Origin of the sequence: Chitinophaga pollutisoli (genome assembly GCF_038396755.1) — a bacterium.
In the GTDB taxonomy this organism is placed as follows: domain Bacteria; phylum Bacteroidota; class Bacteroidia; order Chitinophagales; family Chitinophagaceae; genus Chitinophaga; species Chitinophaga pollutisoli.
Genome location: NZ_CP149822.1, coordinates 1,687,755 through 1,703,319, shown reverse-complemented (window position 1 = coordinate 1,703,319; position 15,565 = coordinate 1,687,755). Strand labels below are relative to the sequence as shown.

Sequence of the window (15,565 nt, the reverse complement as noted above, 5' to 3'; positions counted from 1 at the left end):
TGTTTTGAAAAATATTTTAAAAAAAATCGGGGGAAGATGTCCAATCGGGAAATGGTCATGCATTATTAGGGTATACGAACAATATTCACCACCTTAAAAACGCAATATCATGTCACAAAGAATCAATCCTTTTGAAAAAGGTTTCCCGGTAACCAAAGCATTGTTTACGCTCGGCGCTTACCTGCATAAAAACCCCGTTGTGGAACAGCCGCTGCTGCATTTGATTTACATGCGCGTATCGCAGATCAATGGCTGCGCATTCTGCCTCGATATGCATTCCAAAGACCTGCTCGCCATGGGCGAAACCGCGCAAAGGCTCCTGCTGCTCGATGCCTGGCGCGAGACGGAGCTGTTCACCGACCGGGAGCGCGCGGCTTTTGCCTGGGCCGAAGCCGTGACTATGCTGAACAACCGCGAAGTGCCGGATGAAGTATACGAACAGGCCACGGAAATTTTCTCCGAAGAAGAGCTTACGGAACTGACTTTCGCCACGATGGTCATTAACAGCTATAACCGTTTCAACATCGCGTTCCGGATCATGGGCGGCAATTATGTGCCCGGTGTGTTTAATGCCAAAGCGGCGGTATGAACCATTAATTATTTAATTTCAAGCATTCTATAAAAACAAGATGATGAAAGACTTTGCATTGTTATTCCGTCAACCAACATACGATCATCTCCAGTTACCGGAAACCGAGCAGGCTGCGCTTGTTAAAAAGTGGCAGGATTGGCTGGGCGGGATCGCCGCGCAGGGCAAACTGGTGATGCCGCCTACGCGCCTCGTTCCCAACCAGGGCCGCGTGCTGAAAGCCGGCGGTGTGGTGACCGACGGGCCTTTCGTGGAGATCCGCGAACGCCTGGGCGGCCTCACCGTGATCCGTGCAGAAGACCTGGAAGAAGCGACTACGCTCGCGCACGGATGCCCTGCCATCGAAGCGGGCGGCAGCGTCGAGATCAGGCAGGTGGTTGGATAAGATATTATGGAATACGGTTCGCCCGGAATCCGGGCGAACCGTTTTATTTTGCAGCCATGAGTAAAGCACGCGCAACCATCGATCAGCTGTTTCAGCAGGAATTCACCAAAATGGTGGCGGTGATCAGCCGTCAATTCGGGTTGGAGCATATCGAAACGGCGGAAGACATCGTCGGCGATACTTTCCTGACGGCGGCGGAAAACTGGGCCGGGAAGGGCATGCCCGAAAACCCGGCCGCGTGGCTGTATGTGGTGGCGAAGCAGAAAACGCTGACGTACTTCCGGCGGGGCGAAATCTGGCAGCAGAAGGTGCTCCCGGCCGTAAAAGCCGGCATGGAAACGGAAGAACCCGAAACCGACCTCGACTTCTCCGCCCAAAACATCCAGGACAGTCAGCTGCGGATGATCTTCGCCATCTGCAACCCCGCCATCGCCAGCGAATCGCAGATCGGCCTGGCGCTGCGCATCCTCTGCGGATTCGGGATCGACGAGATCGCCGAAGCGTTCCTGACCAACAAGGAAACCATCAACAAAAGGCTCTTCCGCGCAAAAGAAAAGCTCCGTACCGAAAACATCCGGATGGAACTGCCACCTGAAAACATGCTGGACGCGCGGCTCGATAATGTGCTGCACATCATTTACCTCCTTTTCAACGAAGGCTACTACAGCCGCACGCAAGACGTTATCCTGCAAAAGGATCTCTGCCTGGAAGCCATGCGCCTGGGCCTTCTCCTTACCACCTTCCCCGCCACCGCGCAACCGCGCACCTTCGCCCTCCTGGCGCTCATGTGCTTCCACGCCTCGCGCTTCGAAGCACGGCAACCGGGTACCGGAACTATCGTGCTGTACGAAGAGCAGGACGAAAACCGCTGGGACCGCGAGCTTATCGCAAAAGGGATGCATTTCCTCGGCCTGTCGGCCACGGGTAATGTGCTCAGCACTTACCACCTCGAAGCACGGATCGCCTTCCTGCATTGCAGCAAAGAAGACACCCCGGAAAAATGGCAGGAAATTTTGGCGCTGTACAACGATTTGCTCATCCTGCATTATTCCCCCGCCGCCGCCCTCAACCGCACTTTCGCGCTCTATAAAGCCCATGGCGCACCCCTCGCGCTGGCGGAAGCCGAAAAACTGCAACTCACGGACAATCATTTCTACTGGCTGCTGCTGGGAGAGTTGAACCGGAGCGACGATCCCGCGAAAGCCGCGTCCCATTACCGCCGCGCCTACGATCTGGCGAAAACGGGCGCGGAAAAACAAGGCATTCTCCGCGTATTGCAATCCATCGAATCCTACTGATAAAAGAAGGGAACCCGCGGCCGCGAATTCCCTTGCATCATATCGTACCAGTAAAAATTACTACTCTTCGTACATCGCCCGCATACTCGATTTATACCGCGCTTTCCGCAATAATTTTTCCTGCTGCGTGGCTACGGACACTTTGCTGTCCATCGGTTTGTCGGCTACTTCCAGCAATGCTGCCGAGCCACGTACATGCGCCGCGTTTTTGGGTTGCAGCCCGCTCACTGCGAGGAACCAATCGTCGAGGTTTTTCATGCGGCATTTGTAGAAGTAAATAGTGCCTTTCTTCAGTCGGAAAGTAGTGGCCTGCTTGCTGAGGAAAATAATGGAATCCAGTCGGTTGTCCCACGCCGGGGCCGCCATGAGCATGCTCCGGGCCAGCAATTCCTGCTTGCGGTAGCGTTCCGGGAATCGTGCGGACTTCCCGATCGATTCCAGCTCGTCCCACAGCCGGGCACGGTAGAGGTCCTGGGCGGCGATGGCCTGGAGCAGGCTGTCTTTCACCGGTACCCCACGGCGCAGGTACAACGAAATGAGACTGATCTGCTGCGCCGGTTGCCGCAGCTTTTCGAGGCTGTTGAAGAAGCGGGCGGCGTTCCTGTTTTTTTCACGGAAAGGAAGCAGCAGCACCGCGAACTGTTCAATCTCGTCGTTGGCCGGCTCAAATCCGGGCCTTCCTTCGGGATCTTCTTCCTGCTCCTGCGATTCGCTCACCAGCGCCTGCAAAGCTCCGCGCGCATCGAAAGCGATCTGGCCGATGTGGTCTTCGTAAAGCGCGGGCGCCAGCGCATTGCTGTCGGCCGCCTGCGCCATGAAACGGTAAATATTGCTTTTGTATTCGGATAAGGCCGTCAGCTGCAACAGCTCGGGGAACAAACCGGAACTGAGTTGCAGCGTATCGTACATGGGAAAGAACCAGTTGTAGATGCGGTCGCCGTCGCTAAGGATGGGGATGTCGGTCAGCACCAGTTCCTTGAACAGCGTGTTGGCGCCGGCCGTTTTCTGCATGAGAAGCGCCCGCGCAACGGCCTGCTGCAACAACGAAGTGTCTTCCGCCGCGAGGTACGCGCTCTTCAGGTACGGCAACACATCCGGGTGATGCAGCGTTCCCAGGCCTCCTAGCAGGCTCGATTTCACGGAAAGGTAATCCTTCTCTTTCGCGCTCCATCCCTTTATCAGCCCGATGAGCCCCGGTGCGTCCGCATCCCTGAATTCGGCAATGCCGACAGACATACGGGCCGATGCCCGCAACGCACTGTCTGCTGCATGAAAATCCCGGATCAGCGCACTGCCACGGGATGAAAATAACATCGTGGAATCCATTGGGTCCGTAGCAGGACGGAAAGTCCCGAAGAAACCTTTCACAAAATCCGACGGCCCCGCTGCGGAATCGATGAGCGATGTCAGTAAGTAACGCATATGGTTGCTGACGATCACTTTGTGCATTATCTGCCGTGAGGAGTTGGTGTCGCGCATGCGGAGCAACATTGTTTCCTGTCCATTCTTCGAAAATCTTTCTTTCGAAGCCACGGCCAGGTCGCTTTCTTCACTGAGCCCTTCCACCACGCGCTGCCAGTATTCCGAACTGTCGATCGAGTAATAGGGATTGTACTTGCGGACCGTCACGCGGATCGCCTCTCCCGTGCTGTCTGCCACGAACCAGCGCGTCTTGATACGGGATTCCCCAGCGCTGTAACGGTTCCAGGCCAGCGATTCGTCGAGCGCTTCGGCCATATCGTCCTGCAGGGATTTCACGGGCGACTGCACCGTGAAAAGCAGCATGGTATCGCGTTCCTCGTTTACGGTGCCGTATTGCGGCAGCTCCGGCCGGTATCCCGACAGGAAACGTTCCGCGGCTTTTTTATCGCCGGTGTACCTGGCGGTTACGAGCACGGTGTGCGGCCCCTGGATGAAAAAGCGTGCGATGGTATGCGAGTTGTCGGTATTATCGTACTGCATTTCGATGCAATCCCGGTTTTGCCAGCGGAAGGCCTTGCGGCCGGTGGTTTTCTTTACCGAAGCGGTAGCGCGATACGTTTCTTCCGCGAATGACAGCTCCACCGTATCTTCTTCCAACCTGTTATAATTATGCAACGGGATGCGGAAAACCTGGTAGTGGTTGTTGTTCGTTGCGTCTTTCAACTCAAATTCCTGCCGTTGTGTAAACCCCGGTGTGGCTACCGCATTGGAAAACCAGGGCTGCGCGGAGGTTTCGATGGTAAAAGCCCCGTTCGGTGAACGGTACATGTAGGGCGCGTTTTGCTTCTCCGCCTCCGGCAACCGGATGGAAGACAGGAAACGGTCGCCCTCGGGCCCGGCGGCGTAATCGCCGTTGCCGCTGATCTTGAAAATCAGGATTTCGAAAGGTGTAACGTATATGCGGTAACGCTGTAAGTCGCCCCGCCGCGTGCGGCTTTCGATGGCGAAGCCGGGATGCTGGTTCAGCGTTATTTTTTTGAGGGAAGTGATTTTGCCGGGCACGAATTCATATAGCGAGCTGTCGATCCGCGACATCACATCCGCCGTGGTTTGCCCCAGGCTGGATGCATTCGTTTTGATGCGCGACACGAGGTAATACGCGCCGTTGGCCAGGTCGGCATACTGCAGCTGGTTAACAGTCAGCAGCCGGCTGAAATTGAAAAGATTACCTGGCACATCCACGTAAAAACTACGGTCTGCAGGGAAATATTCCCGGAATTGCACAGGTGCTTTCAGCTTGTCGAGTTCGTCTTTCTGCTTGCCGTCACGGTTGGCGTATTGTACGGGACGAAGCGTGTATCCCATCTTCCGTAACATATTAATCACGCCACGGTCGCCGGGCAGGTGGGCGGCGCCCACGCCGGCAAACAGGCTGGTATGGCGGATGATGGAGTCGATGGCTTCGGCCATGTTCTCGTTACGTTTATAGAGGAATTTTTCCAGGAAAGCGGGCGATTCGGATTGCCGGTTGGAAAGGGAGTCGAGCAAGTCGAGGTCGCCACGGCGGTAGGCATCGTTCAGCATTTCGCCGGACGTGTTGCGGGAAACGGATCTGCCGGGCCGGCGGTTCTGCCGGTCGAGGCTCGCGTCCCGGTAGGCTTCAAACATCAGTTTCTCCGATTCGTCGAAGTTCTCGACGCCGGTCGCTTTCTTGCCGAGTTTGCTGCCTACCTGGTAGATGTACATGTCGAGGAAGGTATTCTCTTCGAAATCTTCCTGCATGGAATAAGAACGGTACAGTAAATGATTGATCATTTCGGGGCGATAGGCGAGCCCCGCTTCCAGCGCGTCAGCATAAGTTGAAACGGTAAACGCCTGGTCCGGAAGGGTTTTACGTTGCGGCGGCCTGCGGGAAGCCATGCTGCCGAGGAAAAACATGCGGCTCCGTGCAAAGTCTTCCTGCAACTGTTCCGGATTGGTTTCCAGCGCGACCATGTCCGAACGGCGGATGCAATGGTAGAAAGAATCGCTGAGGTGAAATGCCAGCTTGCTGCTGACGTGCATGGTGCCGAAAAGGTACGAAGGCTTTTGCAGACCGTTCCCGGTTATCTCCCATAAAAGTCCTTGATACCGGGGCTGCTGCTGCGCCGCGGATGTCATTGAAATGGTCAACAGTAGGGCCCCCAGTGCCAGTATTTTCCGGAGTATCATAAGGTTGGAAGGGATGGTCTATCCAAATATACCGAAAAAAAAGCAGCGCCTAATGGCGCTGCAGTTCGTTTTCAAAGAGTTTCAGGATCCGCTTGTATTCGTCGGTCCAGCTCGCCGGTTCGGTGAACCCGTGGTCTTCGACGGGATAAACGGCCAGTTCCCATCCGTCTTTCCCAAGCTCGATCAACCGCTGCGTCAGCCGCACAATGTCCTGGAAATGCACGTTGGTGTCCACCATGCCGTGGCACATCAGCAGCTTGCCTTTCAATCCTTCCGCGAAATAAATGGGGGAGGAGCGGCGGAAAGCGATGCTGTCGGTATACGGTTCGTTGAGGATGTTGCTGGTATAACCATGGTTGTAATGCGCCCAGTCGGTCACGGAGCGGAGTGCCGCACCGGCCGCGAAAGCATCCTGCTCAGTGAAGAGCGCCATCAGTGTGATAAACCCGCCGTAGCTGCCGCCGTAAATGCCGATGCGTTTGGGATCGATGCCATGCTGCTGCACGAGGTATTTCGCGCCGTCTACCTGGTCGCTGAGGTCTTTGCCACCCATATGCCGGTAAATGCCGGTGCGCACGTCGCGGCCGTAGCCCGCGCTGCCGCGGTAATCGATGTCGAGCACGGTGTAGCCCAGATCGGTGAGCAGGTTATGGAACATGTACTCGCGGTAATACTGGCTCCACCATTTATGCGCGTTCTGCAGGTATCCCGCGCCATGAACAAAAACCACGGCCGCGCCGTTTTTCTTCGATGTTTCGGGCGTGTACAACCTGGCGTATACGTCCGCCTTGTCGCGTGCGGTGAAAGTGATCACGTTGGCCTCGCGCCAGGGATAGGCGCGGAACTCGGGGCTCATGGCCAGGTTTGTGACCTGTTCTGGCTTCGCGCCGGCCTTATTCTCCTGGATGTACAGCTCCCAGGGATGGTTGGAGTTGGAATAACGGTAGGCGATCCACTTTTCGTCCGGACTGATGCTCACCGTATGCGCGCCGCCCATGGTAGTGATGCGCTCGGGTTTCCCGCCGGCAACGGCTAATTTGTAAAATTGCTTTTCGCCGGGATGCACTTCGTTGGTCGTGATGTAAAAATGATTTTTATCCCTCGACAGCTGCGCATCCTGTACTTCGAACTTCCCGGAAGTGAGGGCGGTCTTTTTGCCGGTGGCTACGTTGTAAGTATACAGATGGCTGTACCCGGTGGCTTCGCTCTGGAACCAGCAGGTTTGCTCGTTGATCCAGCCAAGGCTGCCCCAGTTGATGCCGGGGCCTGCCACCCAGGCTTCGTCGCGCTGGCGGTCAAGCGGCGTGAGCGTGCCCGTTGCGGGGTCGAGGAGCATGATCCAGCGGTCTTTATTGTCCTGCGCGCGGATATTCACGATCGCGCGCGTGCCTTTTTCCGACCAATACGGTCCGTTGATGATCACGGGGCGCGCCGTTTTGCCGGTATCGCGGCGGGGGTAATCTTTTACGTAATCCGGTTTGTCGTAGATGCCGGGGATCTGGAGGGTGCGGATGGCAAAGGAGGTATCCTTCTCGCGGTCGTAGACGAATGATTCGTAACGGCTTTGCGGACTGCCCACTTTGGCATTGGTGCGCACGCTGCCGGTATACCCGTTGTCGGTCACAAACGTGGGGATCTCCGCGCCGCGGGCCATGCCTTCGCGGAACACGCGGTACACGACGAAGCGCCCGTCCGGGCTCATGCGGGCGTCGTTGAGGGAGCGGTCGTCGAGGTAAAGGGGGCGGAGTGCGCGGGGTTTGGGGAGATGGTTATTGTATGCGGTGGCAGCGTCGGATTTGGCTTTCCGCTCGCGGAGCACTTCAAACAATTCCTGTTGCTGGTTTTTGAGATGTTGTTCCTGGTCAGACACAGATTCGCTGCGTTTAGCGGGTTTGGCGCCCATGACGAAGTCGGTCAGCTGCTCTGTGGCGCCGGTGGTGAGGTCCCAGCTGTAAATATTGCGTTCGCGGCGGTAGAGGATACGGCTGTCGTGGAAGCCGAATTCGGCGCCGGTTTCCAGCTCGGAAGTTTGGGTGATGCGGGTGTCTTTGCCGCTTTCGAGATCGCGGAGCCAGACGTCGCCCTGCCAGGTGTAAGCGAGGCGGGTGCGGGCCTGGTTGTATTCCCCGGACTGGAGCGCCTGTATCTGCGTCCGGCTGGCCGGAACGGTTTTTACCGGTTTGCGCTGGGAAAGCTGGATGGAATAAAGGGAATCGGCCGGCGCTTTGTCGGGATTCCAGTTGAAATAGATAGTTTTACCGTCGATACCCCAGGAAATATTGTCGGGGGAAGTGCCGATCCATTTCGGGTCGCGCATGATCTTTTCGACGGTGAGCGGCTGCGCTTGCTGCGAAAAAGCGGCAAGGGGCCAGCAAAGCAATGCGAGTAGCGTGAGGCGTTTCATGTGTGTTGGCATAAACCCGTAAACAGGCGATGGATTATTGGTTTGCTTGGAGATATTTTATAATTTGATGCACAAGATACTAAACAAGATAACCCGATGAAGCGTAAATTGATGGCTGGTGCTTTGATGCTGGCGGTTTTCGGTAGCTGCGGGCCTGGGAAGCAAAAGGAGCGGGCGGTGGTCCCCGTGGCCGAGGACACCACGTTCCTCACCGGCACTTTCTTCCTCGTGCGCCACGCCGAAAAGAACCCCGGTCCGGATTCCACGCTCACCCCGGAAGGCGAGCGCCGTGCGGGCAAGCTGTATCACCTGCTGAAAGACTCCTCCATCCAGCGCATCTATTCCACTCCCTACCGCCGCACCCGGCAAACCGGAGATTCCCTCCGGATTCACCTGGGTATCGACACGGTAACCTATACCCCCGACAGCACCGGCGAATCGCTGCTGTATGAAATCTCCCGCCACAACGACTGGGGTAAGCGTCTCCTCGTTATCGGGCATAGCAATACCCTGCTGCCCATCATCAGCAGCCTGGGTGCAAAACCGGGGATCGACAGCATCGCGGGTAAAGACTACAGCAACCTCTTCATCATTCACAAAACGAGGAAAGGCAGCCGCCTGGTCCGCAAGCGCTTCTGATTTACAATAAAATACCCTGAAGGAACATATACGCCACCGAGAAATAGATGAGCAGCCCGGTAACGTCGACCAGCGTGGCCACGAAAGGCGCACTGGAACTGGCCGGGTCGGCGCCGGCTCTTTTGAGCAGAAGCGGCAGCATGGAGCCTGAGAAGGTGCCCCACAGCACCACGCCGATCAGCGAAACGCCCAGCGTTGCGCCGATGAGCAATGTGTGCTCCCCGTAAGTATGGAAAAACTGGTTCCAGATGATAATGCGGGTAAACCCGATGATCCCCAGCACACTGCCCAGCATCAGGCCGGAAACGATCTCGCGCCGCATGACGCGCCACCAGTCTTTAATCGTTAATTCACCCAGCGCCATGGCCTGGATGATAAGCGTGGATGCCTGTGATCCGCTGTTGCCGCCACTGGAAATAATCAGCGGGATGAACATGGCGAGCACCACGGCTTTGGCGATCTCGTCTTCAAAATAAGCCATCACCGAGGCGGTCAGCATTTCGCCAATGAACAGGATGATCAGCCAGCCCACGCGCTTTTTGATGAGGCGCATCAGGGGCATGTCGAGGTAGGGCTCGTCCAGGGCCTCGGTACCGCCGATCTTCTGGATGTCTTCCGTATGTTCTTCGTTGGCGATCCAGAGGATGTCGTCGATGGTGACGATCCCGAGCATGACGCCGCCGGCGTCGAGCACGGGGAGGGCTACCCGGTTTTCGAGCCGGAAGGTCTGGATGGCGTCTTCCTGGTCATCGTTCACATGGAGCGCCACAAACCGATCGTCCATCAGCGTTTCCACCACGGTGTCGGGGGATACGAGGAGGAACTCGCGGATCCGGAAGTCGTCGAGCAACTTTCCCTGACTGTCGATGATATAAATAACGTCGATGGTTTCGGAATCCTTGCCGTACATGCGGATGTGCTTCAGCACCTGCGCCACGGTCCAGTGGGCGCGGGCGGCGATGTAATCCGGTGTCATGAGGCGGCCCACGCTGTTTTCCTTGTAGCCGAGGAGGGAAAGGGTTACTTTCCTTTCTTCCGGTTCGAGGAGTTTGATGAGCTCCTGTACGGCCTGCGCCGGCAGTTCTTCGAGGAAAGCGGTACGGTCGTCGGGCGGCAGCTCGTTGAGCAGCTCGGCGGTTTTGGTGGCGGGAAGGTCGCGGATGATTTCTTCCTGGGTCGGGAATTCCAGGATACGGAAAGCCGCCGCTGCGCGGCTGAGCGTCAGGTTATTGATGATGAGCGACGCCTGGTCGGGGTCTTCATAGATCAGCTCGGCGATGTCCGTAATGAGCTGGTGGTCCAGGAACGACCGTAGTTCCTGGGGTTGTTGCTCACGGGCCAATTGTTCGAACTTTTCCAGTAATGCTTCATTTTCCATAAATCCTGACTCTAGCGCGAAAATAGGTAATTACTGCATGATCTCCTGCACGTGGCGGCGGATACTGGCCGAGATGGTTTCGGTGGGAAGGTCGTTGGCGTCTTTCCCGAACGGATCTTCAATCTCTTCGGCGATTAGCTCGAGGCTCGCCAGTACGTAGAAGATGAAAACGACCATGGGCACCACGAGGTATCCTAACCCGAACACATATCCCATGGGCAGGGTCATGACGTAAAAGAAAATGAATTTCTTGAGGAAAACGCTGTACGAAAACGGGATGGGCGTATTCTTGATACGCTCGCAGGCGCCGCAGATGTCGGTGAATGCTTCCAGCTGGCTGTTGATGGTGATAAGCTGATCGCCCGAGATGACCTGCTGGCGGTGCAGCTCGTTGACTTTTTCCAGGATAAGGATGGCTATGCGGTTGGGGACATGTCCCCCTTTGCCCAGGCGCTCCAGTTCTTCGGCAGGCATATTTTCCAGCTTGTGGGGGTGGAATTCCCCACGCAGGTGGTCTTTCATCGTATACGCGTAATTCGGGATCATGGTTGCGAACCAGGCCACGGCCGGGTGCCCCGTGGGCAGCATGGCCTTCAGCTTCATGGCGAGGTTGCGGCTGCAGTTGACCAGCAGCCCCCATTGCCTGCGGCCTTCCCACCACCGGTCGTACGCCGTGTTGGTGCGGAATACGAGCAGCATGGATATCACGAAACCCAGCAGGCCGTGCATAGCCGAAATGTTCTTCAGGTGGTCTTTCTCCGCCTGCACCCGCACGAAGTTCAGCTCCAGCCAGGCGATCACTGCGCTGTATATCGCCATGGCGACGAACATGGGGTAGAGCTTCTTCACGGTATCCGCCTTATGGATGCGGAAAATAAAGGTGAACCAGTCGCGAGGGTTATAGTTGATCATGCAGCAAAAATAATAACAGTCGCGCTTATTTTGATTAGTGTGCGTATTAGTGTTAATTTACGCCCTGCTTATCTATTCCCAAGTCATTTATGATCAAGCCGTATTTGTACATACAGAAGACAAAAGAAAAAGGCCGCGGTGTTTTCACCAAAGAAGCCATCCCCGCCGGGACTACCATCGAGGTGTCGCCCGTACTGGTATTGTCCAACAGCGATACCCAGATAGCGGATACCACCAAGCTGCACAATTACATCTTCCTCTGGGGCGTACGGGAAACCCGTTCCTGCGTGGCCCTGGGGTATTGCTCCATCTATAACCACTCTTACGAGCCCAACTGTGAGTACGAGATGGATTTTGATGCGGAAACCATGGCGATCAAAACCCGCCGCGCCATCAAGAAGGGAGAGGAGCTGCAGATCAACTATAACGGCGATCCGGAAGATGTTTCCGACGTTTGGTTCGATGTGAAACGCAAATAACCCGCTAAAAAATTCTCCGCGTATGCGCAGGATTTTTTAATATTGTAAAATATATAAGCACTTATATAATTAGTATGAGTTTCTATCCCAAACTGGGTTACCTGATCTTCGGCAGCCGGCTGCGGCGGTTGAGCGAGTACTTCCTGGCGGAAGTGAACAAGGTGTACGCCCAATCCGGCATCGCCTTCGACGCCAGCTGGTTCCCGTTGTTTTATTTATTGTCGGAAGGAAAGCAGCTCACGCTGATGGACATATCCCAGGAGCTGGAGGTATCCCATTCCGCCGTGAGCCAGCTCATCGCCAACCTGAAAGGGAAAGGACTTGTTACTACTACACGCTGCGCGGAGGACGGCCGCCGGCAGCTGGTGGAGCTCACGCGCAAGGGCGCTGCATTGCTCAGCCAGGTGCTCCCCGTCTGGAAAGCCATCGGCCAGGCCATGGAAGGCCTCGTGACCGAAGACCCGCAAAGCCGTGAAATACTCGAAGCCATCGGCGCCGTGGAGCGCTCGGTAGCGGAAGACCCGCTTTCCGCCCGCATCCTCCGCGCGATGGACCCTAAAGCCAAAACCATCCCATCATGAGCCAAAACTTTCATTACGGTAAAGAACAACTGACCGCCCGCATCGCGCTGGACATCGCCGAAGGACGCACCCGCGGCATCCTGGCCGCCGATGTGATGGACCGCGTCCGCCAAAGTCATGGGCATGTGCAGTCCATCGTGAAGGAACACCGCACCGTGTACGGCATCAACACCGGCTTCGGGCCGCTGTGCGACACGAAGATTTCCGAAGAAGACACCCGCGCCCTGCAGTACAATATCCTGCAAAGCCATAGCGTAGGCGTCGGCAACCCCATCCCCGAAACCATTTCGCGGCTTATGCTCGTGACCAAGGTGCAAGCCCTGGCGCAAGGCTTCTCCGGCGTAGCGCCCGATACCCTGGAGCGTATCGTCTGGCACATCGACGCCGGTATCACGCCCCTCGTGCCCGAAAAAGGGAGCGTAGGCGCTTCGGGCGACCTCGCACCCCTGAGCCACCTCTTCCTCCCGCTCATCGGGCTGGGCGAAGTTTGGCGCAACGGCCAGCGCATGTCCGCCGTCGAAGCCCTGCAACAGGAAGGGAAGGAGCCGGTGGTACTTGGCCCGAAAGAAGGGTTGGCCCTCATCAACGGAACGCAGTTTATTCTATCGTTTGCCGTGAGCGCCGTGGCGCGCATGCACAATATACTGGAGGCCGCCGATCTTACCGGGGCGCTGTCGCTGGAAGGGCTCATGGGCACCTACAAACCCTTCGATCCCCGCCTGCACGCCATCCGCCCGTATCCCGGCAACCAACTGGTAGCCCATCGCCTGGATACTTTGCTGAGCGGCTCGGGCATCATGGCGGCGCATGTGGACTGCGGCCGGGTGCAGGACCCCTACAGCCTCCGCTGCATGCCGCAGGTGCATGGCGCCTCCCGCACGGCATGGAAGCACCTCGAAGAACTCACTGCCATCGAACTGAACGCGGTAACCGATAACCCGATCATTTTCTCCGCGGAAGACACGATCTCCGGCGGCAACTTCCACGGGCAGCCGATGGCCCTGCCGCTCGATTACGCCACGCTCGCTTCCGCCGAAATCGGCAATATCTCCGACCGCCGTTGTTATATGATGATCGAAGGGCGGTTCGGGTTGCCCAAATTACTGATCGAAGACGCGGGCCTCAATTCCGGGTTCATGATCCCGCAATACACGACCGCCGCGCTGGTAACGGAAAACAAAACCCTGTGCTTCCCCGCTTCCGCGGATAGCGTGCCTACCTCGCTGGGGCAGGAAGACCATGTGTCCATGGGCTCCATCAGCGGCCGCAAATTGCACCAGGTCATTGGCAACGTGGAATACATCCTCGCCATCGAACTGCTGTATGCCGCGCAGGCCGTGGACTTCAGGAGGCCCCTCAAATCCACGCCCGTCCTGGAAGCATTGCATGCCTACGTGCGGGAAAAGGTGACCTTCGCGAAGAAGGACCGCATCTTCGCCAACGATATCGCCGCATTGCATGCCATCATCGCCGACGGATCTTTCGTGGCCACCGCCACCGCAGCCGCCAAAGCGAACGGCATCGACCTCGACGGTCCTTACCACGGAAAATTCCGTCTCTCCTGACATCATCCGCCAAAACTATCTTACCATGAAAAATATTAACGACTTCATTTCACAATACGCCGCGCATCCCCACTACAAAGCCCCGCACGGCACCACGCTGCACGCTAAAAGCTGGCAAACTGAGGCCCCGTTGCGCATGCTGCTCAACAACCTCGACCACGAAGTAGCCGAAAACCCCGGCGAGCTGGTGGTATACGGCGGCATCGGGCAGGCGGCGCGCAACCGCGAAGCGTTGCAACAGATCATCCAATCCCTGCTCACGCTCGACGAAGAACATTCATTGCTGGTGCAATCCGGCAAGCCGGTAGGCATCGTGCGCACGCATCGGGAGGCGCCGCGCGTGTTACTGGCCAATAGTAACCTCGTTCCCAAATGGGCCACCTGGGAGCATTTCAACGAGCTGCGCGCCAAAGGGCTCATGATGTACGGCCAAATGACGGCAGGCAGCTGGATTTATATCGGAACGCAGGGGATTCTGCAAGGGACGTATGAGACCTTCGTGGAATGCGGCCGCCAGCATTTCAACGGCGACCTGAAAGGCAAGCTCCTCGTGACCGCGGGCATCGGCGGCATGGGGGGCGCACAACCGCTCGCAGCCACCATGGCGGGCGCTACCTTCCTCGGCGCAGACGTAGACCCTTCGCGCCTGCAGAAGCGCATCGATACCAGATACCTCGATCGCATGACGCATTCCTACGAAGAGGCCATCGCATGGGTGCGCGAAGCACAGGCGAAAGGCGAAGCCATCTCCGTAGGGCTCGTGAGCGATGCCGGCGATATGCTGGAACGCATGTTGCAAGACGGTATCATCCCCGATATCCTCACCGACCAAACCTCCGCGCACGATCCTGTCAACGGTTACGTACCCAACAATATGAGCCTCGAAGCCGCCGCGGAGCTGCGGGTGAAAGATCCTGCGGGATACAAACAGTTGTCGCTGAAGAGCATGGCCCGCCACGTGGGTTTTATGCTGGAGATGCAGCGCCGCGGCTCAGTAACCTTCGATTACGGAAACAACCTCCGCGAGTTCGCCAAAGAAGGCGGTGAAGCGGATGCCTTCAATTTCCCCGGATTTACGCCGGCATACATTCGTCCGTTGTTCTGCGAGGGTAAAGGGCCCTTCCGCTGGGTGGCGCTTTCCGGCGATCCGGAAGATATTTATACAACGGACCGTGCGCTCATGGAACTGTTCCCCGACAACCAGCCCCTCATTAGCTGGTTGAACAAAGCGCAGGAAAGGGTTGCCTTCCAGGGATTGCCGGCGCGCATCTGCTGGCTGGGCATGGGCGAAAGGGAAAAGGCAGGGTTATTGTTTAATGAACTGGTAAGAACCGGCAAAGTGAAAGCACCGATCGTGATCGGCCGCGATCACCTCGACTGCGGTTCCGTGGCATCGCCCAACCGGGAAACGGAAGCGATGAAAGACGGTTCGGATGCCGTGTCGGACTGGACGCTGCTCAATCTCATGAGCAATACCGCCGGCGGCGCCACCTGGGTGTCTTTCCATCACGGAGGCGGCGTAGGCATGGGCTATTCGCAACATGCGGGCATGGTGGTGCTGGCCGACGGTACCGATCGGGCGGAAGCCTGCCTGAAACGCGTGCTGTACAACGATCCTGCGATGGGCATCTTCCGCCATGCAGACGCAGGTTATGAAAAAGCAATCGAAGTGCGCGACCAGTTCGGGCTCGGATTATAAACC

12 protein-coding genes are annotated in these 15,565 nt (G+C 56.9%); 8 read left to right on the top strand and 4 right to left on the bottom strand.

The window, feature by feature from the left end; genetic code table 11:
• Window positions 1–109: 109 nt before the first annotated feature.
• The 3 genes from WJU16_RS06940 to WJU16_RS06930 are packed head-to-tail and all read left to right on the top strand — an operon-like array spanning window position 110 to window position 2,272.
• Window positions 110–589: a carboxymuconolactone decarboxylase family protein gene (locus WJU16_RS06940; protein ID WP_341837599.1), complete on the top strand. Its 480-nt coding sequence runs from the start codon at window positions 110–112 to the stop codon at window positions 587–589.
• Between the two features lie 40 nt (window positions 590–629).
• Window positions 630–974 (top strand): YciI family protein, encoded by a 345-nt coding sequence (locus WJU16_RS06935; protein ID WP_341837598.1) that lies wholly within the window; start codon window positions 630–632, stop codon window positions 972–974.
• Window positions 975–1,030: 56 nt separating this feature from the next.
• A complete protein-coding gene (locus WJU16_RS06930) occupies window positions 1,031–2,272 on the top strand; it encodes a DUF6596 domain-containing protein (protein ID WP_341837597.1) in 1,242 nt (413 codons plus the stop codon).
• 60 nt (window positions 2,273–2,332) lie between these two features.
• On the opposite strand, the gene WJU16_RS06925 is transcribed toward WJU16_RS06930, so the two are convergent.
• Together WJU16_RS06925 and WJU16_RS06920 are read right to left on the bottom strand one after the other, a co-directional pair.
• Window positions 2,333–5,854 (bottom strand): TraB/GumN family protein, encoded by a 3,522-nt coding sequence (locus WJU16_RS06925; RefSeq protein ID WP_341837596.1) that lies wholly within the window; start codon window positions 5,852–5,854, stop codon window positions 2,333–2,335.
• 100 nt (window positions 5,855–5,954) lie between these two features.
• The gene (locus tag WJU16_RS06920; RefSeq protein WP_341837595.1) at window positions 5,955–8,309 is read right to left on the bottom strand and encodes a prolyl oligopeptidase family serine peptidase; all 2,355 of its coding nucleotides are present in this window, start codon (window positions 8,307–8,309) and stop codon (window positions 5,955–5,957) included.
• 96 nt (window positions 8,310–8,405) lie between these two features.
• Between WJU16_RS06920 and WJU16_RS06915 the strand changes: the two genes are divergently transcribed.
• Window positions 8,406–8,948 carry a histidine phosphatase family protein gene (locus WJU16_RS06915; protein WP_341837594.1) on the top strand — a complete coding sequence of 181 codons (543 nt, stop codon included), beginning with the start codon at window positions 8,406–8,408 and terminating at the stop codon, window positions 8,946–8,948.
• 1 nt (window position 8,949) lies between these two features.
• Here the strand turns inward: WJU16_RS06915 and mgtE are convergent, their stop codons facing one another.
• Window positions 8,950–10,326, bottom strand: a complete 1,377-nt coding sequence (gene mgtE / locus WJU16_RS06910) for a magnesium transporter (protein ID WP_341837593.1) — start codon at window positions 10,324–10,326, stop codon at window positions 8,950–8,952.
• 30 nt (window positions 10,327–10,356) lie between these two features.
• A complete protein-coding gene (locus WJU16_RS06905) occupies window positions 10,357–11,238 on the bottom strand; it encodes a bestrophin family protein (RefSeq protein WP_341837592.1) in 882 nt (293 codons plus the stop codon).
• Window positions 11,239–11,327: 89 nt separating this feature from the next.
• Here WJU16_RS06905 and WJU16_RS06900 point away from each other — a divergent pair, with 89 nt between their 5' ends.
• The 4 genes from WJU16_RS06900 to hutU all read left to right on the top strand — a co-directional run bounded on the left by WJU16_RS06900 (window position 11,328) and on the right by hutU (window position 15,562).
• Window positions 11,328–11,717, top strand: a complete 390-nt coding sequence (locus WJU16_RS06900) for an SET domain-containing protein (RefSeq protein WP_341837591.1) — start codon at window positions 11,328–11,330, stop codon at window positions 11,715–11,717.
• Between the two features lie 74 nt (window positions 11,718–11,791).
• On the top strand, window positions 11,792–12,298 hold the full coding sequence (locus WJU16_RS06895; protein WP_341837590.1) for a MarR family transcriptional regulator: 507 nt from the start codon (window positions 11,792–11,794) through the stop codon (window positions 12,296–12,298).
• Window positions 12,295–13,863: a histidine ammonia-lyase gene (gene hutH, locus WJU16_RS06890; RefSeq protein ID WP_341837589.1), complete on the top strand. Its 1,569-nt coding sequence runs from the start codon at window positions 12,295–12,297 to the stop codon at window positions 13,861–13,863. The genes WJU16_RS06895 and hutH overlap by 4 nt, the downstream gene beginning before the upstream one ends.
• Before the next feature lie 25 nt (window positions 13,864–13,888).
• A complete protein-coding gene (gene hutU / locus WJU16_RS06885) occupies window positions 13,889–15,562 on the top strand; it encodes a urocanate hydratase (RefSeq protein ID WP_341837588.1) in 1,674 nt (557 codons plus the stop codon).
• Window positions 15,563–15,565 lie beyond the last annotated feature (3 nt).